The sequence below is a fragment of the Shinella sp. 1A1 genome, from assembly GCF_055379515.1.
Genome location: NZ_AP039671.1, coordinates 2,535,392 through 2,555,548 on the forward strand (window position 1 = coordinate 2,535,392; position 20,157 = coordinate 2,555,548).

21 protein-coding genes are annotated in these 20,157 nt (G+C 64.1%); 9 read left to right on the top strand and 12 right to left on the bottom strand.

Translation table 11 applies throughout. The features are described 5' to 3' along the window. The first annotated feature begins 114 nt into the window (after positions 1 to 114). Both rpsU and ACZ48C_RS12470 read left to right on the top strand, forming a co-directional pair. Complete coding sequence (rpsU, locus tag ACZ48C_RS12465; RefSeq protein ID WP_119256642.1) at positions 115 to 342, top strand: 30S ribosomal protein S21; 228 nt, start codon at positions 115 to 117, stop codon at positions 340 to 342. Between the two features lie 224 nt (positions 343 to 566). Continuing rightward, the gene (locus ACZ48C_RS12470; protein WP_119256788.1) at positions 567 to 1,463 is read left to right on the top strand and encodes a tetratricopeptide repeat protein; all 897 of its coding nucleotides are present in this window, start codon (positions 567 to 569) and stop codon (positions 1,461 to 1,463) included. A 52-nt stretch (positions 1,464 to 1,515) separates the two neighbouring features. On the opposite strand, the gene ACZ48C_RS12475 is transcribed toward ACZ48C_RS12470, so the two are convergent. Beyond that, on the bottom strand, positions 1,516 to 1,833 hold the full coding sequence (locus tag ACZ48C_RS12475) for a hypothetical protein (RefSeq protein ID WP_318909882.1): 318 nt from the start codon (positions 1,831 to 1,833) through the stop codon (positions 1,516 to 1,518). A 176-nt stretch (positions 1,834 to 2,009) separates the two neighbouring features. On the opposite strand from ACZ48C_RS12475, the gene ACZ48C_RS12480 reads away from it, so the two are divergent. Then, positions 2,010 to 2,585 (top strand): recombinase family protein, encoded by a 576-nt coding sequence (locus ACZ48C_RS12480; protein WP_464781280.1) that lies wholly within the window; start codon positions 2,010 to 2,012, stop codon positions 2,583 to 2,585. Positions 2,586 to 2,810: 225 nt separating this feature from the next. Here ACZ48C_RS12480 and ACZ48C_RS12485 read toward each other — a convergent pair whose 3' ends face one another. From ACZ48C_RS12485 to ACZ48C_RS12510, 6 genes are all read right to left on the bottom strand, one after another. After that, positions 2,811 to 4,208, bottom strand: coding sequence for an NAD(P)(+) transhydrogenase (Re/Si-specific) subunit beta (locus ACZ48C_RS12485; RefSeq protein ID WP_119256639.1), 1,398 nt, complete (start codon positions 4,206 to 4,208; stop codon positions 2,811 to 2,813). Between the two features lie 10 nt (positions 4,209 to 4,218). Further along, positions 4,219 to 4,629 carry an NAD(P) transhydrogenase subunit alpha part 2 gene (locus ACZ48C_RS12490; protein WP_119256638.1) on the bottom strand — a complete coding sequence of 137 codons (411 nt, stop codon included), beginning with the start codon at positions 4,627 to 4,629 and terminating at the stop codon, positions 4,219 to 4,221. Next, complete coding sequence (locus ACZ48C_RS12495) at positions 4,629 to 5,783, bottom strand: Re/Si-specific NAD(P)(+) transhydrogenase subunit alpha (RefSeq protein WP_464781281.1); 1,155 nt, start codon at positions 5,781 to 5,783, stop codon at positions 4,629 to 4,631. Before ACZ48C_RS12495 ends, ACZ48C_RS12490 begins: the two co-directional genes overlap by 1 nt. A gap of 83 nt (positions 5,784 to 5,866) precedes the next feature. Further along, entirely contained in the window at positions 5,867 to 6,091 is a 225-nt protein-coding gene (locus ACZ48C_RS12500) for an aa3-type cytochrome c oxidase subunit IV (protein ID WP_119256636.1), read from the bottom strand. A 251-nt stretch (positions 6,092 to 6,342) separates the two neighbouring features. Next, entirely contained in the window at positions 6,343 to 7,116 is a 774-nt protein-coding gene (locus tag ACZ48C_RS12505) for an N-acyl amino acid synthase FeeM domain-containing protein (RefSeq protein ID WP_318909885.1), read from the bottom strand. Positions 7,117 to 7,296: 180 nt separating this feature from the next. Further along, positions 7,297 to 9,606 (bottom strand): putative bifunctional diguanylate cyclase/phosphodiesterase, encoded by a 2,310-nt coding sequence (locus tag ACZ48C_RS12510; protein WP_119256634.1) that lies wholly within the window; start codon positions 9,604 to 9,606, stop codon positions 7,297 to 7,299. A 454-nt stretch (positions 9,607 to 10,060) separates the two neighbouring features. Here ACZ48C_RS12510 and ACZ48C_RS12515 point away from each other — a divergent pair, with 454 nt between their 5' ends. Next, a complete protein-coding gene (locus tag ACZ48C_RS12515; protein ID WP_464781282.1) occupies positions 10,061 to 10,840 on the top strand; it encodes a gamma-glutamyl-gamma-aminobutyrate hydrolase family protein in 780 nt (259 codons plus the stop codon). A 410-nt stretch (positions 10,841 to 11,250) separates the two neighbouring features. Further along, a complete protein-coding gene (locus ACZ48C_RS12520; RefSeq protein ID WP_464781283.1) occupies positions 11,251 to 12,276 on the top strand; it encodes a CBS domain-containing protein in 1,026 nt (341 codons plus the stop codon). A gap of 291 nt (positions 12,277 to 12,567) precedes the next feature. Here ACZ48C_RS12520 and ACZ48C_RS12525 read toward each other — a convergent pair whose 3' ends face one another. From ACZ48C_RS12525 to ACZ48C_RS12540, 4 genes are all read right to left on the bottom strand, one after another. Then, positions 12,568 to 12,975 carry a hypothetical protein gene (locus ACZ48C_RS12525; RefSeq protein ID WP_464781284.1) on the bottom strand — a complete coding sequence of 136 codons (408 nt, stop codon included), beginning with the start codon at positions 12,973 to 12,975 and terminating at the stop codon, positions 12,568 to 12,570. A gap of 81 nt (positions 12,976 to 13,056) precedes the next feature. Continuing rightward, positions 13,057 to 14,025 (bottom strand): 2-hydroxyacid dehydrogenase, encoded by a 969-nt coding sequence (locus tag ACZ48C_RS12530; RefSeq protein WP_464781285.1) that lies wholly within the window; start codon positions 14,023 to 14,025, stop codon positions 13,057 to 13,059. 28 nt (positions 14,026 to 14,053) lie between these two features. Continuing rightward, positions 14,054 to 15,082, bottom strand: a complete 1,029-nt coding sequence (locus ACZ48C_RS12535; protein WP_119256629.1) for a LacI family DNA-binding transcriptional regulator — start codon at positions 15,080 to 15,082, stop codon at positions 14,054 to 14,056. Between the two features lie 57 nt (positions 15,083 to 15,139). Further along, positions 15,140 to 15,676 (bottom strand): MarR family winged helix-turn-helix transcriptional regulator, encoded by a 537-nt coding sequence (locus ACZ48C_RS12540; protein WP_464781286.1) that lies wholly within the window; start codon positions 15,674 to 15,676, stop codon positions 15,140 to 15,142. 91 nt (positions 15,677 to 15,767) lie between these two features. Here ACZ48C_RS12540 and ACZ48C_RS12545 point away from each other — a divergent pair, with 91 nt between their 5' ends. From ACZ48C_RS12545 to cysE, 4 genes are all read left to right on the top strand, one after another. Beyond that, complete coding sequence (locus ACZ48C_RS12545; RefSeq protein WP_464781287.1) at positions 15,768 to 16,559, top strand: creatininase family protein; 792 nt, start codon at positions 15,768 to 15,770, stop codon at positions 16,557 to 16,559. Positions 16,560 to 16,658: 99 nt separating this feature from the next. Further along, positions 16,659 to 17,783 carry a CobW family GTP-binding protein gene (locus tag ACZ48C_RS12550; RefSeq protein ID WP_464781288.1) on the top strand — a complete coding sequence of 375 codons (1,125 nt, stop codon included), beginning with the start codon at positions 16,659 to 16,661 and terminating at the stop codon, positions 17,781 to 17,783. Positions 17,784 to 17,814: 31 nt separating this feature from the next. Next, positions 17,815 to 18,804: a WD40 repeat domain-containing protein gene (locus ACZ48C_RS12555; RefSeq protein ID WP_318909894.1), complete on the top strand. Its 990-nt coding sequence runs from the start codon at positions 17,815 to 17,817 to the stop codon at positions 18,802 to 18,804. An 8-nt stretch (positions 18,805 to 18,812) separates the two neighbouring features. Next, positions 18,813 to 19,622, top strand: coding sequence for a serine O-acetyltransferase (gene cysE, locus ACZ48C_RS12560; protein ID WP_464781289.1), 810 nt, complete (start codon positions 18,813 to 18,815; stop codon positions 19,620 to 19,622). Positions 19,623 to 19,707: 85 nt separating this feature from the next. Here the strand turns inward: cysE and ACZ48C_RS12565 are convergent, their stop codons facing one another. Continuing rightward, positions 19,708 to 20,010 (bottom strand): hypothetical protein, encoded by a 303-nt coding sequence (locus ACZ48C_RS12565; protein ID WP_318909896.1) that lies wholly within the window; start codon positions 20,008 to 20,010, stop codon positions 19,708 to 19,710. Between the last annotated feature and the right edge of the window lie 147 nt (positions 20,011 to 20,157).

Consider the following 20,157-nt stretch of genomic DNA (forward strand, 5'->3'; position numbering starts at 1 on the left):
CGACGCCCCAATCGTCAGCCTTCTGGGCTGCGCGAACGTCACTCATTTGCCTGACGACCCCTCCCTGAACAGGGAATCGCCGGGTTAACAACGAACCAAAGGAACGGGATTCTCGTGCAGGTACTTGTCCGCGACAACAACGTCGATCAGGCTCTCCGCGCTCTCAAGAAGAAGATGCAGCGCGAAGGCATTTTCCGTGAAATGAAGATGCGCGACTATTACGAAAAGCCGTCGCAGAAGCGTGCGCGTGAAAAGGCTGAAGCTGTTCGTCGCGTTCGCAAGCTGGCTCGCAAGCGCGCCCAGCGCGAAGGCCTCATCGGCGGTCGTCCTGGCGCCCGCTGATCGGTCGTCTTTTCGACGTTTTCGGATGCAAGACCGGGCGGGGGCGAAGGGTTTCGCCGCCGCCTTTTTTGACGTGAGCGGAAGATATTCACCATTGTGAAACCCTTCCCGTGCAATTCCCGGCATACCCGCTGCGCACACTTGCCGGAATTGCGTTTCAGGCCGTAGCGTATTCTTCGCGCATGAGGCGCGATGAAGCCGACTTTGAGGATTCGCACTTGGACATGGCTGCATCTACCGGGCTTTCGACCGATCGTCTCTCTTCCTCCTCGTCCGTTCGCATTCGCCGCCCGCTGATGGCCGCCATCGGCGCCGCCTCGCTCGCCCTCGTGCTTGCGGGCTGCCAGTCGACCGCCACCTCGACGGACGTGCTGAAAGTCGAGCGCGCGCAGGGCTCGCAGGAGAACATCTCGTCGCTCTCGGCCGTGATCGCCGCCAACCCGCAGGATCCGGAAGGCTACAACGTGCGCGGCTCGGCCTATGGCCGCGCCGGCCAGTACAGCCGCGCGCTCGACGACTTCAACCGCGCCATCGAGCTGAACCCGCGCTACTACCAGGCCTTCGCCAACCGCGCGCTCGTCCAGCGCAGCATGGGCCGGCAGGCGGAAGCGGCCGCCGACTACAACACGGCGCTGCAGCTCAACGCGAACTACGACGTCGCCTATATCGGCCGCGGCAATCTCTATCGCCAGGCCGGCCGGCTCGACGACGCCTTCCGCGACTTCAACCGCGCCATCCAGCTCGATACGACCGATCCGCGCGCCTATCACAATCGCGGCCTGATCTACCAGGCCCGCCGCCAGCACGACAAAGCCATCGAGGACTTCTCCAAGGCCATCTCGCTCTCGCCGAACTCGGCCGAGCCCTATAACGGCCGCGGCATTTCCTACGCGGCGCTCGGCGACGACGACAACGCGTTCTCGGACTTCAATACGGCGATCAACCTCGACGGCAAGCTGGCCGAATCCTGGGCCAACCAGGCGCTCATCTACGAGCGCCGCGGCGACATGGCCAAGGCCTCGCGCTCCTATTCGCAGGCGCTGCGCCTTGACCCGAACTACAAGCCGGCCAAGGACGGCCTCGCCCGCACCCGCGGCGCGGCCAATACCAAGCCCGCCTGACCGGCACGCGCGTCACCGCCTGACCGTCTCACCGCATTGACAGCATGCGGCGCTACCGCGCCTGCGCTCCCACCTCGAAGGGCTCCGGACGCAGGTCGGGGCAGAGCACCGTCACCTTCCGCGTTTCGCCGCGCGGAAGATGGGCGACCATGCCGCACATCCTCACGCCGCCCTGCTCTATCCACACACTCACGATCCCGCCGCGGCCTTCGGCCTTCAGCACCGCGTCCACATGATAGCCGTCCACGAAGGCGGCCTCGACGACTTGCACGACATTCGATTCGCCCGCAGAGCGCAGGACGAGGGACACGACCGGCAGGGCGGCGAGGACGAGGAGCAGAAGCTCCACTTTCAGTTCAGCGATTTTCATTGGGGCAACGATAAGGAACGTTTTTGTTGATTGTTCCTTTTCGCTGGCGCAAACTTGAATTCTACTTGTTTCCCACGCCATCAGCCGCCCAGTTTCACAAATATATCCCTGCAAATATCCCCGCTCAAAAACGTTCGTTTATGTTGAAAAAAGCAACATGAAACGGAAGGCAGCGCATGGCGAAGAAGATCGGGTATCTGAGGGTGAGCACGGTCGACCAGAATCCCGACCGGCAGATCGAGGGGCTGAGGGACCTTTGCGACGAGCTTCACGTCGAGACACTTTCGGCGGTGAGCCGCCGCCGGCCGGTCTACGAGGCGGTCACCGCCGGCCTTGAGGCCGGCGACCTCCTCGTCATCTGGGACCTCGACCGCGCCTATCGCTCGGCAAGGGATACGCTGGGCGAGCTGGACGCCCTCCAGCAGCGGGGCATTCACTTCCACATCGCCAAGCTCAGCATCGACACGACGACGCCGACCGGCCGTTTCCTCTACACGGTCATGGGCGGGCTGGCGGAATTCGAGCGGCTGACCCTGTCGCAGCGCACCCGCGAGGGCCTTCTTGCGGCCCGCAAGCGCGGCTCCCGCCTCGGCCGACCGCCCAAGCTCGACGACCGGCAGCTCCGCCTCGCCCGCGAGCGCCTCAGCCACGGCGAAACCATCACCGCCCTCGCCCGCACCTTCGGCGTCGCCCCCTGGACGATGACCCGCGCCTTACGGCGGGGGACGCTGGCGGGAAGCGCCAAACCGTGAAGGTGGTGTCGCCCCTCATCCCCCTGCCGGGACCTTCTCCCCGCAAGCGGGGAGAAGGCGGCAAGCGGCTAGGGTTACCAGCCGCACGAACGGCGTGGCTTCCGGAAAGCGGGTTTCTTTGCTTGGGGAAAACGGTGCCCCATCCCCTTTTCCCCGCCTGCGGGGAGAAGGTCCCGGCAGGGGGATGAGGGGCAAGGCCGCCGCGAAGAACGCGGCGGCGAGCGATCAGTGGTTCATCGCCTTGACGATGTCCTCGGTCATCTTCTTGGCATCGCCCAGCAGCATCATCGTGCCGTCCTTGTAGAACAGCGTGTTGTCGATGCCGGCATAGCCGGAGCCGAGGGAGCGCTTGACGAAGAGGCAGGTCTTGGCCTTGTCGACATCGAGGATCGGCATGCCGTAGATCGGCGAGGACTTGTCGTCGCGCGCCGCCGGGTTCGTCACGTCGTTGGCGCCGATGACATAGGCGACGTCCGCCTGGGCGAATTCCGAGTTGATGTCCTCCAGCTCGAACACCTCGTCATAGGGCACATTCGCCTCGGCGAGGAGAACGTTCATGTGGCCGGGCATGCGGCCCGCGACCGGGTGGATCGCGTATTTCACCTCGACGCCCTGCTCCTTGAGCTTATCGGCAAGCTCGCGCAGCGCGTGCTGCGCCTGCGCCACCGCCATGCCGTAGCCCGGCACGATGATGACCTTGGAGGCGTTCGCCATCAGGAAGGCCGCGTCGTCCGCCGAGCCCTGCTTGACCGTGCGCTGGACGCCGTCGTCCGCCGCCGCCGCCGTCTCGCCGCCGAAGCCGCCGAGGATGACGGAGATGAACGAGCGGTTCATGCCCTTGCACATGATGTAGGAGAGGATCGCGCCCGAGGAGCCGACCAGCGCGCCGGTGATGATCAGCGCGAGGTTGCCGAGCGTGAAGCCGATGCCGGCCGCCGCCCAGCCCGAATAGGAGTTGAGCATGGAGACGACGACGGGCATGTCCGCCCCGCCGATCGGCACGATGAGCAGCACGCCGAGGGCCAGCGACAGGATCACGATCAGCCAGAAGTCGAAATGGCTTTCCGACAGCGTCAGGCCGACGATGAAGAAGACGATCGCCGCGAGCAGCACGATGTTGATGACATGACGGTAGGGCAGCATGATCGGCTTGCCGGACATGCGCCCGTCGAGCTTCAGGAAGGCGATGATCGAGCCGGTGAAGGTGATCGCGCCGATGGCCGCGCCGAGCGCCATTTCGACGAGCGCCTGGCCATGGATTTCGCCGACCTGGCCGATGCCGAAGGACACCGGCGAATAGAGCGCGGCGGCGGCGACCAGCACGGCGGCAAGGCCGACGAGCGAGTGGAAGCCGGCGACGAGCTGCGGCATCGACGTCATCGGGATGGAGCGGGCGATATAGGCGCCGGCGCCCCCGCCGATGGCAAGGCCGAGCACGATGAGCACGAGGCCGCCGAAGGAGGGCGTCGCGAGCAGCAGCGTCGTGCCGATGGCGATGCCCATGCCGACCATGCCCAGCATGTTGCCGCGCCGGCTGGTCGTCGGATGCGACAGGCCGCGCAGCGCCATGATGAAGAGCACGCCGGAGACGAGATAGAGGAAGGCTGCGAAGTTTGCGTTCATCGGGCCGGCCTCACTTCTCTTTTTTCTTGTACATCGCCAGCATGCGCTGGGTGACGAGGAAGCCGCCGAAGATGTTGACGGAGGCGAGGATCAGCGCGACGAAGCCGAAGCCGGTCGCAACGCCCGAGAGCGAGATGCCGACGGCGAGCAGCGCGCCGACGACGATGACCGATGAGATCGCATTGGTGACGGCCATCAGCGGCGTGTGCAGCGCTGGCGTCACCGACCAGACGACATAGTAGCCGACGAAAATCGACAGCACGAAGATCGCAAGCCGGAAGACGAAGGGATCGATCGCCCCGCCCGAAACGCCGTGCGCCGCGGCTGCGGCCGCGTCCGGCACATATTCGGAGGCGGTGCGGACGGCCTCCACGGCGCGTTCGAGATCGGTCAGCGCCTTGTCGAGAAGTTCATTCGCCATCACTTGCCCTCCCCTTCATGAACGGCGCCGCCGAAATTCGGATGCACCACGGCCCCGCCATGGGTCAGCATTGTCGCCTTGACGAGTTCGTCCTCGGCATTGACCGAGACTGTCTTCGTTTCCTTGTCGACCATGGTCTCGAGGAAGGTGAGGAGGTTCCTGGCGTAGAGCGCCGAGGCGGAGGCCGGAATGCGGCCCGGCACGTTGAGATAGCCGATGACCCTGACGCCCTCGACTTCGACGACCTTGCCGGCTTCCGAGCCCTCGATATTGCCACCGCGCTCGACCGCGAGGTCGACGGCGACGGAGCCGGTCTTCATGGCGGCCAGCATCTGGCGCGTCACGAGACGCGGCGCCGGCCGGCCGGGGATCAGCGCCGTCGTGATGACGATGTCCTGCTTGGCGATGTGGTCGGCGACGAGCGCCGCCTGCTTCGCCTGGTATTCCTTCGACATTTCCTTGGCATAGCCGCCGGTGGTCTCGGCGGCCTTGAACTCGTCGTCCTCAACGGCGATGAACTTGGCGCCGAGCGAGGCGACCTGCTCCTTGGCGGCGGGGCGCACGTCCGTCGCGGAGACGGCGGCGCCGAGGCGGCGGGCCGTGGCGATGGCCTGCAGGCCCGCGACGCCCGCGCCCATGACGAAGACCTTGGCGGCCGGAACGGTGCCGGCGGCGGTCATCATCATCGGCATGGCGCGGTCGAATTCATGGGCGGCGTCGATGACGGCCTGGTAGCCGGCAAGGTTCGCCTGCGAGGAGAGGATGTCCATCGACTGGGCGCGCGTGATGCGCGGCATCAGCTCCATGGCGAAGGCGGTGAGCCCGGCCCGCGCCATTTCGGCGATGGCGGCCTCGTTGCCGTAGGGATCCATGGTGGCGATGACGATGGCGCCGGGCTTGTAGCCGGCGATCTCCGAAGCGGTCGGCCGGCGCACCTTGAGCACGACATCGGCCGTCTTCGCCTCTTCCTTTCCGACGATGCGGGCACCGGCGGCTTCATAATCGGCATCGAGGATACGGGAGGCGAGCCCCGCATCGGCCTCGACCATGACGTCGAGCCCCAAAGCCTTCATTTTCTTGACGGTATCAACGGAACCTGCAACGCGGCCTTCGGCCGGATCGCTCTCCCGCGCAACAAAAACACACTGACTCAAACCGTGGTCCTCCCCCCGAGACTGGCCGTGTTGGATCACGGCGCCGGATGGCGCCGCGGCAAACCGAAAATCCGGTTTTCAGATCAACGCAGCAGGAAGTAGCCGACGACGTTGAGAACGATGAGAAGCACGAGCGCGCTGAAGAAGCCGGCGCTGGTGAAGAAGCCGGCGGCCATGGCGACCAGCAGCGCGACGCAGAACATCGTGCCGTACTTGGCGGCATGGACGAAGAGATTGTAGGTCTTCTCGTGCTCCGGATAGTCCATCGGCGCGCCGAGTTCGACCGGTCCGTTATGAAGTTCAGCCATTGTCACCTTCTCCTAAGCAGTCGCACCCGCCAGCCGGAAAGCTCCACCCGATGAGCGCCTAAAACAGGCCGGGCCCAGGACGGGCCGGCGATTCCCTCAAGCGCGAAAGCGCGCGTCTTTCTGGCCATACACAATGGATCGGCAAAGCGCAACGGCAAGGCGCGGCCCCGCTTCGGCCCTGTATCGTTTCCGAAACAAAACGGGCCGGTTTCTTGCGAAACCGGCCGCGTTGCGACATCCGGACGCTGGGTTTAGCGCGCGTAGGCGTTGCCGGAGAGCTGGATCCGCCGATGGGATTCGGCAAGGCGCGCCGTCGGGCGCACGGTGAGCGGGCTGAAGGGCATGTCCTCGCCGCGGGCAAAGAGCATGCGCCGCTCGAAGGGCTCCGACTGGAAGAACGGGAAGCGCGCATAGAGCGAGGAGCGCACGTCCTTGCAGCGGGTCGCCATCAGCATCAGGTCGATGATGAACTTGCCCTGCCGGCTCTTCGGCGAGGCGACGAAATCGCCGTCGAAAACGCGCCGGTAGAAAGCGGAATGCGCCGGCTTGACCATCTGCAACACGCGGTCGGCATCGAAGTAATCCGCCGCCATGGTGGCGAGGCGCAGCGTCAGATACGGGATCGCCGGCATCTCGCTCCAGATTTCCGGATCGGCGGCAAGGCGGACCGGATCGATCAGCGACATGCCCGCATCGAGGAAGGCCTTGACCTCATCAGGAAATACCTTGCCCGAGGACGTGACACGGTGGTCCGGCGTCACATGATGCAGGCGCACCGTCGAGATCAGCCGCTCGTCGTGATAGACGCCGAAGACATAGGCCTGACTGTCGAAATCGACCTCGTCGATCAGCAGGTGGGAATCTTCCGCAAGGTGCATGACGCTGCCGGCCTTGTAGGCCTTGTAGCGGACCCGCGCGACGTCCTCCATGTCCTCACTCGTCTCGACCCGGCGGTATTCCACCCTGTCGAGCAGCCCAAGAAGCTTTTCGGAAAAGCGATTGGTCGCCATTTCCCCGTTGGCCATTTCCGTATCCCCGATCGAAAAAGCCGACCGCACTTTGCCGCCGACTCCATAATCATGGATATAGGACAATTTGTGTAAAATACTATTCATTAACCTTACCATATGGTTAATGCTAAATTTGAACAAACTGATAAATACGCTGGAATTAGAACTTAGCGAAATGACAGGGATGCGGAAAAATCAGGCGACGCGGCGGCCACGGCGGCGCGGTTCATCCGGATTGCCACCGAGGCTCTCGTAGCGGTCGCGCAGCGCCTCCAGCGACATGGGCGCGGCGAAGACATAGCCCTGCACCAGATCGGCGCAGTGATATTTGTTGATGAGCGCGAGCTGCTCCTCGGTCTCCACGCCCTCGACGACGATGCGCAGGCCGAGTTCGCGCGAGAGGTTCACGGTGCCGCGCAGCAGCTTGAAGCGGCGCGGGTCCTCGCCGATATTGCGCACGAAGGACCGGTCGATCTTGATGACGTCGAGCGGCAGCTGGTCGAGATAGCTGAGGCTGGAATAGCCGGTGCCGAAATCGTCGATGGCGATGGTAATGCCGCGGGCGCGCAGTTCCTGCAGGATCGCCTGCACCTTCACCGGCTCTTCCATCAGGCAGCTTTCCGTGACCTCGAGATGCAGGCGGTGCGGCTCCAGCCCCGCCTTCTCCAGCGCCTCCGCGACCACCTCGATGATGCCGGTGCCCCGCAGGTCCTGGACGGAAAGGTTGACCGAGACCCCCATATGCGCCGGCCATGTCGCGCAGTCCGTGCAGGCACGGCCGATCATGAAGCGCGTGATCTCCGAGACGATGCCCATCTCCTCGGCGACCTGGATGAAGACGGTCGGCGGCACCGGGCCGCGCTCGGGATGCGTCCAGCGCGACAGCGCCTCGCAGCACTCGATGCGCGAGCCGTCCGGCACGAACATCGGCTGGTAGGCGACGGAGAGCGCGTCGCCGGCAAGCGCCTCGCGCAGGTCTTCCTTCAGCTTCTGGCGGTCGACATAGCGCGCGTCCATTTCCTGCTCGAAGACCGTCAGGCTGCCCTTGGCGCGCGACTTGGTCTCGAACAGCGCAAGGTCGGCGCGGATCTGCATCTCCTCCAGCCGGAACTCGTCGCTCGCCACGGTCACGCAGCCGGCGCTGAACGAAACGAAGAGGGTCATGCCCTCCACTTCATATGTGCCGCGAAGCTGCTCGTGGAAGCGCCGCATCCGCGCCTCGAGATCGCGCCGGTTCACCTCGTTCGGGAAGAAGAGCACGAACTCGTCGCCCATCAGGTGGCCGGCCAGGACGCGGTCGCCGGTCAATCGTCGCAGCCGCTCGGCGATGGCGCAGAGCAGCCGGTCGCCGGTGACATGGCCCTTCATGTCGTTGACATGCTTGAAGTCATCGACGTCGAGGACCATGACGCCGACGGTGCCCGGCTTCTTGCGCTCGGCCAGCGCCTCCTGCACGAGATCGGCGAAATAGCTGCGGTTCGGCAGGCCGGTAAGGCTGTCGTAGCGAACCATGTGCAGGATCTTCTTTTCCGCCCGCACCCGCGCCGTCACGTCCTCGAAGATCAGCACGGCGCCGCCCGTCTCACGCGGGGCGGCGGTGAATTCCAGATAGAGCCCTTCCGTCACCTGCACGAGCGCCCGCGAGCGCTCGCCCTTCAGCAGTTCGTCGAGCTGGCGCAGGATGGTCTTACTCTGCTCGGCATTGAAGAAGGTGTTGCGCACGCCGAAGCGCAGCACGACGTCGAGATGGCAATCCTTCAGCCGGTCCTGGCTGCCGAGATGCAGCAGTTCGCAGGCCCGCCGGTTGGCGACAAGGATGCGGTGGTCCGCATCCAGCATGAAGAGACCGTGCGGCATGTTGTTGAGCGCAGTGTCGAAGCGGTCGGCGATGGTCGCAAGCTCGCGGGCGGCCAGCACGTTCTCGTAGAGGAAGGTGCGCACGCCATTCGCCATGCTGCGCGTCGTCATGGCGAAGGGAATGACGAGCGAGGCGAGGATCGCGTGATAGAAGTCCTGCAGGCCGAGGAAGCCGACCGCGATGGGAAAGCAGGCCGAGAAGACCATGTAGTTGACGGTCCGCGGCGAACCGTAGTTGCGCCCGACGACCGAGACCATGGTGCCGAAGGTCACCGCGATGGTGGCGATTTCGGCGAAGGCGTCGCGGCTGACCAGCAGGCTGTAGCCACAGGCCGTGCCGAGCGCCAGAGTCGTGCCGACGGCGCCGAGATTGTACCAGTTTTCCCAGTAGCGGATGCCGTCCATGCCGAGCGCGGACTTGTCCACCCGGTCGAAGTACCGCATGCCGATCGCGCGCGTCCCCCAGATCAGGACGATGAGCGCGCTCCAGGCGAGAAAGAAGGGATCGGCGGTCTTGGCGAAAACGAAGGCGAGCGTGATGACATGCGAAATCATGCCCACGAAGAGGGTCTGGCGGTTCCCGTACAGCGAACTGACGAACGACAGGTAGACATCGGCCGGCAGTGTGTCTTGACCCTTATCCTTCATGGACTCGGCACTCCCTATGACGAGCGAGGGTTACCGGCCAAAATTTAATGAATGATTTCGGGAAATTACCCAATAAGACGGGTACGTTTGGACATTATTGCACCCTTCTTCAACCAGGGGAAGCCTTATTCAACCAAATATTGCAAATAACCTCGCTGGAAGAAAGCAATTCAACCTGCCATATCTGCTCGGCGCAACTTTCGGACACGGCGGCGACAAAGTATTGCGCCGCGGCACCGGCGAAAAACCGCCGCTGCAAACGTGGATTGCAAATTGGTGGTTAACAACTTGCGTCCGGTTACCCCCTGAAAAGTGATGATGCACGCACGCCGCAGCGCGCCGCATACCGCCCGCGAAGCGCTGCCGCGTCGTCATTTCGCCAGAAAGGGGGAATTGACTGGCGCGGGATTTGATAGCAAATCCTCTTTTGGTATTTCTTTTTCCGGAGCCCATCATGTCGAAACCCGTCGTCGCCATTCCCGCCGATATCCGGGAAATCGAAGGCAACGTCTGGCAGGCCACGCCGAACCAGTATGTCCGCGCCGCCGTCAAGGGCGCTGGCGTCCAGGTCTTCCTCGTTCCGGCGCTCGAGGCCGACAACGATTTCGACGGCATCCTCGACCGGGTCGACGGGCTTCTGGTCAGCGGCTCGCGCACCAATGTCCACCCCTCGCTCTACGGCAAGCCGGCCACCGACGCGGAAGGCCCCTATGACACCGCCCGCGACGCGACGAGCCTGCCGCTCATCAAGCGCGCGCTGGAGCGCGGCATCCCGCTTCTCGCCATCTGCCGCGGCATCCAGGAGCTCAACGTCGTGCTCGGCGGCACGCTCGCCAACGAGATCCAGGAACAGCCCGGCATGTGGGACCACCGCAAACCCGACACGCCGGTGCTCGACGTCGCCTACGGCATCCGCCAGAAGGTGCTCGTCAAGGAAGGCAGCTGCCTCGCCTCGGTGATCGGCGCGGGCGAGGTGCAGGTGAATTCGCTGCACCGCCAGGCGATCTCCGAAATGGCCCCGCGCCTTGCCGTGGAAGCGGTCGCGGACGACGGCACCATCGAGGCCGTCTCCGTCATCGGCGCCAAGGCCTTCGCCGTCGGCGTCCAGTGGCACCCGGAATACTGGGTCGGCTCCGACCAGCCCTCCAACAATCTCTTCGCCGCCTTCGGCCAAGCCGTCCGCGACTACGCCGCCGCGCGGCAGGGCCTCGTACACAGGACGGCGGCTGAGTAGGGTCTACGCGGCCGTAACCGCACGACAGCTTTGCGCCGTCATTTCCGTCATTTTACGCGGCCTTGGCGAATAGCTAAAGCAGACCTTCTGCTTTGGTCGGCGATACGACCGAAATGGGGTGGGAAGCAAACCGGCGGCTTTTAAGTTGGGCCGTGGAAAAGCTGCCATCAACGCACAACACATATACCGTGCAATGTGGCCAATGCCGGCGGTCCAGTTGGTAACGGCTGTCCCTAACCTGTGAGAGCTTCCTGGAGATCAAGAATAATTCCGGAAGATTGGGCAGCCGTTGAAGGAAAAACTCATGCGTCAACCGTTCATGCACTTACTAGCAATTACTATGGGTTGATCCGGTTCGAGGCAGCGGGCGGATTTAAGGCCATGGCGATGTAACTTGAAGGTCCGCACAGATGAATGGTGAGTTTGAAGAGATCAAAAATGACGTTGCAGACGGGAAATCCCCTTCAACCACAGTTAGAGAACTGCTCCGTTGGTTTGGCTCTCGTCGGCGAAGAACTGGAGTCGTCAAGCGAATTCAAACCGAGTTGGCTGCCGCCGGCATCGTCACAAGTCCTGATTTCACCAAAGTCTGGATAGATGCCGAGATAATTTTTAAAAAGGGCCAGGCGGAGAATCCGCCGGTCGGCGGCGCCAGCCCAAGCTTGGATGCGGAACAGCATAGCGACTTGATCAAAGAGGCCAACTTCCTTGTCAGTATGCTCAAGGCTGCCAACTGCGGGGTGATCTCGGTGAACCCGCAAGACAAAGTGGAAAAAGCCATCACTCTGATGCTCGCGCACGATTTTTCCCAGTTGGCCGTCATGACCAACGAGAGGACTATTAATGGCACCATTAGTTGGAAAACCATTGGGAAGCGCCTTAGTCACAAAAATGATATCGTGGAAGTTAAAGACGCGATGGAGCCAGCCGTCGCCATCGAAGAAACAGAAGCTTTATTCAAAGCAACAAAGATAATCATCGATCACGAGTTCGTATTTGTTCGCTCCTCAGTCGACAAAAAGGTCACTGGGATAGTAACAGCAACGGATCTTAGTGAGCAGTTTCAGTTTCTTTCTGAGCCATTTCTTCTAATTGGGCAAATAGAAAACCAGATTCGCAATCTTATGAATGGTAGATTTTCGGTGGATTCCCTACGAGATGCTTGCAATGAAGCAGATTCCGAGCGAAAGGAACGGATTCAATCCGTATCAGATCTTAATTTCGGCGAGTATCTCCGGATAATCCAATTGCCAGAAAATTGGACGAAACTTGGTCTGCGAGTGGACAGAACGGTGTTTTGTGCCGAAATGGATAAGGTGCGAGAAATTCGGAACGATGTTATGCACTTCGATCCGGATGGTATCGACGAAGAGCAATATGATCAGTTGAGGAGATTTTCACGCCTGTTAGATGAACTGGAAGCGTTAGCCCAATAAAACAAGACAGTCCAATTGCGTAAGCTTAAAGCAACGTAGGCTTTTGTGATCCGGCGAGAATGTGACGAAGCCGTTTGGGTCCATGCCCTCGTTGGACAAGAACTGGCCGTCGGCCTGCGGCTCCAGCTCTACCGTTTGGCAGAGCTTAACGAACGACAGGTCTCGAGTGGCAACGTAAGCATCTCGAACGGCTATTAAAGAGGTCGGCTGCAGAACGGCAGATATCTGCATGACTGCCGCCAAGACTTGATAGCCCGGTAATGGCCCCATAGCAGAACGCGCGAACACTACTCAGTCAGCAGAGATCATCGTGACCATCGCATCGGCAGGCTCGACGGCTTCATAGGCAAGCCCATCGCCGTCGACGACCGTCAGGATCGCCTCGCCCTGCGCGTCCGCGACGACGACCGTGCCGTCGCCGTTGTTGGTCCAGGTCCGCGCCCTGGCAAGTCCCGGCCAGACGGCGTCGCAGTCGGCGGCTGCCTCGAAGCGGGCGCTGCGGCTGGAGATCGGGCCGCCGCGCTCGGCAAGGCAGGCCGTGTTCGCCGCGGCGTTGGAAATCGTGTAGCTGTGGGCGGCGGGCTTCGCGGGAATGGAGCCCGAGACGATGGGATCGACACCGGGGCGCTCCTGCCCCCAATAGGTCCAGAGACCGAACGACACGGCAGCGGCCAGGATGGCGATCGTCAGTGTCTTCATGGGTCTCTCCTTCATCGCGACTCAACGGAAAAAGCATGCGCCTGCAAGCTTGCCGAATGGTTAACGAAGGCTTTCCCGCCCCTACCCGGTTTTTCGCGACAGGGGCGTTTCCGGCACCGGCGTCAGGGCCGCGCCGCGCCCGAACCAGGAGAGGAGATTGTCGGCGACGAGATCGGCCATCGCATCGCGCGTCACCACGGAAGCCGAGGCGACATGCGGCAGCAGCGTGGCGTTGGGCGCGGAAAGCAGCGCCTCCGGCACATTCGGCTCGTCATAGAAGACATCGAGGCCCGCGGCGGCGATGACGCCATCCTGGAGGGCAGCGGCAAGCGCCGCCTCGTCGACCGTCCAGCCGCGCCCGACATTGATCAGCACGCCATTCGGCCCGAGCGCGCGCAGCACCGCCGCATCGATCGTCCGGTGCGTCTCCGCCGTCTTCGGCACGATGGCGATCAGGATGTCGACGGCCTCCGCCAGTTCCATCAGCGAGGGATGGTAGGCATAGGGCACGCCCTCGCGCGGCCGCCGCGTGTGATAGGCGATCTCGATGCCAAAACCCTTCAGCCGCTCGGCGATGGCAAGGCCGATGCGGCCGAGGCCGTAGATGCCGGCCCGTCGCCCGCGCAGGCTGAGCGGCGTCAGCGGGAACGCGCCCTCCCGCGTCCAGCGCCCCTCGCGCAGCCAGGTCTCGGCCTGCGGCAGGCGGCGCACGGTGTTGATGAGGAGCCCGACGGTGGTATCCGCCACCTCGTCGTTCAGCACGTCCGGCGTATTGGTCACGACGATGCCGCGCCCGGCGGCGGCCGCCACGTCGATCCCGTCATAGCCGACGCCGAAGCTCGCGATGATCTCCAGCGAAGGCAGATGCTCGATCATCGCCGCATCGAAGCTTCCGGAAACGGCGACGCCCGAAATGCTCGCCGCCTCGGAACGGGCGAGAAGCGCAGGATCGGCCTTCTCGATGCGCACGATGTCGAATACGTCCTTCAGACGGTCGAGCACCCGCTCGCGGATCGTTCCGGGCACGAGAATGCGTGTCTTGGCCGCCATGGCGAAAGCTCCTTCGGTCTGAAATGCCTCAGCCTTCCGGATGCGGCTTCAGCGGTCCGGTCGATTGCCGGATGCGCATTTCCGGCTTGATGAGGTGGATGCCGTCCGGCTCGTGGCTGCCGGAGAGCTTGTCGAGAAGCGCGCGGGCGGCGTTGCGCCCGACCTCCGACTGGCCGTTCCAGACGGTGGTGAGGGCGGGCGTGGCGATCGCCGCCTCCTCCAGGTCGTCATAACCGGTGACGGAGACGTCGCGGCCGGGCACGAGGCCGGCGCGGGCGATGCCGTTCATCAGGCCGATGGCGACGAGGTCGTTCCAACAGACGGCCGCCGTCGGCTTCTGCGGCAGCGAGAGGAAATGCACCGCCGCCTCGAAGCCGCCCTGCTTGGTGCGCGGGCCCGGAATGCGAAGGCCGGGATCGACCTCGATATTGGCCTTGCGCAGCGCGTTGACATAGCCCTGGTAACGGTCGCGGCCGGTGGAGGTCTGGTCCGTGCCGCCCACCATGGCGATGGTGCGGTGGCCGAGGCCGATCAGGTGGTTGGTGGCAAGCGAGATGCCGTAGCTGTCGTCGCCGCGGAAGATCGGCACGTCCAGCCCGTCGATGGAACGCGCGATCAGGATCGCCGGCATGCCGTTGTCCTCGGCGAGCTGGATATCTTCCGGCGGCGTGCCGATGGCCGGCGACATGATCACCCCGTCGCCGCCGAGCTGCAGCAGCGTCTCGACGAAATTGCGCTGTTTCTCGACAGAGTCGTAGTGGTTGGAAAGGATGAAGGTCTGCCGGTCACGGTCGAGTTCGCTCTCGATGGCCTTCAGGATTTCCGCATAGAACGGGTTCATGATGTCGTGCACGACGACGCCGATGATGCCCGAGCGGGACGTGCGCAGGCTCGCCGCGCGCCGGTTGTAGATATAGCCGAGCGCGCGCGCCTGTTCCTTGATCCGGTCGCGCGTGGCGGCCGCGACGAGCGGACTGTCCCTGAGCGCAAGCGATACCGTCGCCGTGGAAACGCCGAGCGTCTCCGCGATGGTGGAAAGCTTGATTTTCTGAGCCACGACCCCTCCCCGACGATCACGCAGCAACGCGGCTTTAAAACCGTTTATTTAAACAGTTTAAATGTCGTCGGCAACAGGCTTTTCGCCGTTGCGGGCCGCATCCGGCAGGCCGGCATGCAGGTTCTCGTCCATGGCGCGCAGCAGTTTGAGGAGATTGCGCACGTCCTTCTCGCTGAGCCCCTCGGCAGCCTGCCGCTCACTGAGCCGGCCGGCCTCGGTGATGTGGTCGACGGAGGCGCGCCCGGCCTCGGTGAGATGCACGACGGTGAGGCGCCCGTCCATCTCGTCGGGCTTGCGCTCGACGAAACCCTGCGCCTCAAGCCGGCCGATGGTGCGCGTCATGGTCGGCGCCTTGACGCCGAGCCGCGTGGCGAGCGCCCCGGCCGTCAGCCCGCCCTCCTCGGCAAGCGCCAGGATCACGCCGTCCTGCCCGGCATAAAGGCCCGTCGCCAGAAGATTGCGCGAAAGCACCGTGCGCATGGAGCGCGCCGCATTGACGACCGCGGCGGCAAGCCCGGCACCCGAGACCGCCTCGTGCGATTTCTTCTTCTTGACCTTCTTGCCGTCCTTGCCGTCCTTGTGCTTCTTGCCCATGCATCGCCTCCTGCACCGCCCTTGCATCATGGGCGCGGCCTTGTATGACAGAGGACCAAGGCTGGCGGCAAGTAAGGATCGGAGAGACGCCATGGCGCATCCCAAGATGCGGTGGATCGAGAACGACCCCATGCTCACGCCGGAAGACCGCGAAGACTGGATCGCGGTCCTTCCGCTCGGCGCCCATGAGGGCCACGGCCCCCACCTGCCGCTGGAAACCGACACGCTGATCGCCGAGGGCGTCGCCGCCCGGCTGATGGCCGTGCTGCCGCCGCACCTGCCCGTCACCATCCTGCCGGCCGAACCCGTCGGCTATTCGCCGGAGCATCTCGATGTGCCCGGCACCCGCTCGCTCGGCTATGGCGAGGCGATCGAGCGCTGGCTGCGCATCGCGGAGGACCTGCACCGCTTCGGCATCCGCAAGCTCGTGCTGCTCAACGCCCATGGCGGCAACTCGCCCCTGATGACCATCGTCGCGACCGAGGCACGCATCCGGCTCAACATGCTGGTCGTCGCCACCGCCTGGACCCGTTTCGGCCAGCCGGAGGGCTGGATATCGCCGGAGGACAAGGCCATCGACATCCACGGCGGCGATATAGAAACCTCCGTCATGCTCGCCCTCCACCCCGAGCTTGTCCGCATGGACAAGGCCGAGCGCTTCGGCTCGCGGCAGGCCGAGTTCGCCGCGCGCTTTTCGCATCTGCGCGCCTATGGCCCGCATGCCTTCGGCTGGAAGATGTCCGACCTCAATCCGAAGGGCGTTGCGGGCAATGCCAGCGCCGCGACGGCGGAGAAGGGCGAGGCGCTGCTCGCCCATGCCGTGCGCGGCCTCGTCGCGCTTCTGGAGGACGTCGCGGCCTTCGACGCCGGGTCGCTCCGTTAACGTCGGATCATGCCGCGCGGGGATTTGCGCTGGCCCGTCCGATCTCCTATATCAATGCCAGCGACGGACCCTGGCGTCCGATCATCCTTCGAGGTTCCCATGACCGAAACAGCCCTTCCCAAGCCCATTCCTGTCACCGTGCTCACCGGCTATCTCGGCGCCGGCAAGACGACGCTGCTGAACCGCATCCTCACCGACAACCACGGCAAGAAATACGCCGTCATCGTCAACGAGTTCGGCGAGATCGGCATCGACAACGACCTCATCGTCGAGTCGGACGAGGAAATCTACGAGATGAACAACGGCTGCATCTGCTGCACCGTGCGCGGCGACCTGATCCGCGTGGTGGAAGGCCTGATGCGCCGCCCCGGCCGCTTCGACGCCATCATCGTCGAGACCACCGGCCTTGCCGATCCCGTGCCGGTCGCCCAGACCTTCTTCATGGACGACGACGTTCGCCAGAAGACCGAGCTCGACGCCGTGGTCGCGCTCGTCGACGCCAAGCACCTGCCGCTGCGCCTGAAGGACAGCCGCGAGGCCGAGGACCAGATCGCCTTCGCCGACGTCGTGCTCGTCAACAAGACCGACCTCGTGAGCCCGGAAGAGCTCGCCCGGGTCGAGGCCACGGTGCGCGCCATCAACCCGTCCGCCCGCATCCACCGCACGACCCGCTCGGAAATCGACCTCACCAAGGTTCTCGACCAGGGTGCGTTCAACCTGGAACGGGCGCTGGAAAACGATCCGCATTTCCTCGACCACGATCACCCGGACCATGTCTGCGGCCCGGATTGCGGCCATGACCATCATCACCATGATCACGACCACGATCACCACCATCATGATCATGATCATGATCACGGCCATCACCACCACGATCATGACCACCATCACCACGACCACGGCGTCTCGCCGATCCATGACGTGACGGTGCAGTCGATCTCGCTGCGCGGCGGCGAGATGAACCCCGAGCGCTTCTTCCCCTGGATCCAGAAGATCACCCAGACGGACGGCCCGAACATCCTGCGCCTCAAGGGTATCATCGCCTTTGCCGGCGACGACGAGCGCTATGTCGTGCAGGGCGTGCACATGATCGTCGAGGGCGACCACCAGCGCGCCTGGAAGGACGGCGAGACGCGCGAAAGCCGCCTCGTCTTCATCGGCCGCGATCTCGACCGCGAGAAGATCGAGCGCACGTTCAAGGCCTGCGAGGCGCAGAAAGCATGATGCCGGAACGCGTGAAGGAAAAGACCCGATAATGCCGACAGTCGCGCCTCTCGATCTCGACGGCCACGTCATTGCGGCCGCCTTCCTCGGCGACGTGCCGTTCTTCGCCACCGCCTCCGGCGCCATCCACCGCCTCGACCAGGGCGAGAAGGTCACCGAGGCCCATGACGGCCTGCTCGCCTGCGTGCGCGACGAGGCGAACGACACGCTGATCACCGGCGGCGAGGACGGCAAGGTGCTGCGCATCGCCGCCGACGGCAGCGCGACGCTTCTGGCCGAAGTGCCGCGCAAGTGGATTTCCGTCGTCGCCGCCGGCCCGCAGGGCGCGGTCGGCTTCGCGGAAGGCCGCACGGCGCGCGTGCGCCTTGCCGACGGCACGATCAAGGAATTCACCGAGGCCCGCTCGGTCGAGGGCATCGCCTTCGCGCCGAAGGGCCTGCGCATCGGCGTCGCCCGCTACAACGGCGCGTCGCTGCACTGGGTCGCCATGGCCGCTCCGCCGGTCGATCTGGAATGGAAGGGCGCCCATACCGGCATCACCTTCTCGCCGGACGGCCGCTTCGTCGTCACCAGCATGCAGGAAAACGCCCTGCACGGCTGGAAGCTCGATGCCAAGCCCGGCGCCGAGACCCGCCACATGCGCATGACCGGCTATCCGGCCAAGGTGAAGTCGCTTTCCTGGTCCGCCAAGGGCAAGTGGCTCGCCTCGTCGGGTGCACCGGCCGCCATCGTCTGGCCCTTCTCGGCCAAGGACGGCCCGATGGGCAAGCCGCCGCTCGAACTCGGCACCCGCGCCGATGTCATGGTGACCGCCGTCGCCTGCCACCCGGGCGAGGATGTCGTCGCCATCGGCTATTCCGACGGCATGGTGCTGGCCGCCCGCTTCGCCGACAGCCGCGAGGTGCTGCTGCGCCGCCCCGGCAAGGGCGCAGTCACCTCCATGGCCTGGAGCCGCAACGGCAAGCTTCTCGCCTTCGCCAGCGAAGCCGGCGATTGCGGCGTCATCGATCTCGCCGGATAGGAAGAGCCATGCCCCAGGCGAGCCTCCATGCATTTCCGGCCAAGGGCTGGCCGGAAAGCCCCGTCTGGGCCGAGGTCCACACGTCTGCCGAACGCCGCGCGCTGGAACAGCCCCATCTCGCAGAATTCATGATGCCGGTCCTTAAGGCCTCGACCGGCCGGCAGATGCTGATCGGCGCGCTCGCCGCGCGCCTTTCCCATTCCCCAGGCGACCGGGCGCTCGCCGCGCAGATCCTCTCCTCCGTCGGGGACGAAACGCTTCTCGGAGAGACGGAAGCCGACATCGCGGCGGTCGTCTCGCGCGATCCGGCAAGCCCCGATCCGCTCGTCGCGCTTCTCAATTTCAAGGGTTTTCAGGCCCTGCAGGTCCACCGCTTCTCCCATCGCCTGTGGCGGGACGGCAGGATCGAGGCGGCGCGCTGGCTTTCCTCGCAGGCCTCCCTCGTCTTCGGGCTCGATATCCATCCCGGCGCGCGGATCGGCCGCGGCATCATGCTCGACCATGGCCTCGGCATCGTGATCGGCGAAACGGCGGTCGTCGAGGACGACGTCTCCATGCTGCAGCACGTCACGCTCGGCGGCTCCGGCCGCGACAAGGGCGACCGGCATCCGAAGATCCGCCGCGGCGTCCTCATCGGCGCCGGCGCGAAGGTCCTCGGCAATATCGAGGTCGGCGCCTACAGCAAGGTGGCGGCGGGCAGCGTCGTGCTCGAGGCCGTACCTCCCTACAGCACCGTCGCCGGCGTTCCGGCAAAGGTCGTGCGCACCCATGGCGCCGGCGAGATGCCGGCCGTGACGATGGACCAGCGGATCGACTGATCCCCCTCCCCGGCAATCGAAAACCCGGGAGAGCGGAGCTCTCCCGGGCCCACTGGCCGCAGGGACAGGGCGGGGGGAGGTGCGGTCAGTGTTTACGGGACTTGCAGCCGCAGTCGCTGCCGCCGCCGAGGATGCCGAGGGCATTGCCGTTCAGGATGCCCGACAGCGTGCCGTTGAGGCTGTTGTTGAGCACGCCGTTCAGCACCTTGTTGTTGTCGTTGTCACTGAGGATATTGCCGACGCCGACGCTGGGGGCGATGACGATGCCGCCCGCCTTGGTGTTGTTGCCGCTGAGGATGCCGAGGCCGAGCAGGCCGCCGGCGGAAGCCTGGCTGGCGCCGGCAAGAGCGATGACGGTTGCGATAGCGATGATGCGGGTCTTGTTCATGATCTCTCTCCTTTGGTTGTGCACCTCGTTGATGCACAATCGAAGGTAATATAAGCGCCGCTTTACTCAACCCGATTTACCAATCATGGCAAAGAGTTAACCATAACGTCGACAAGTTTAACAATTCCTGACTTCATACAATTTATA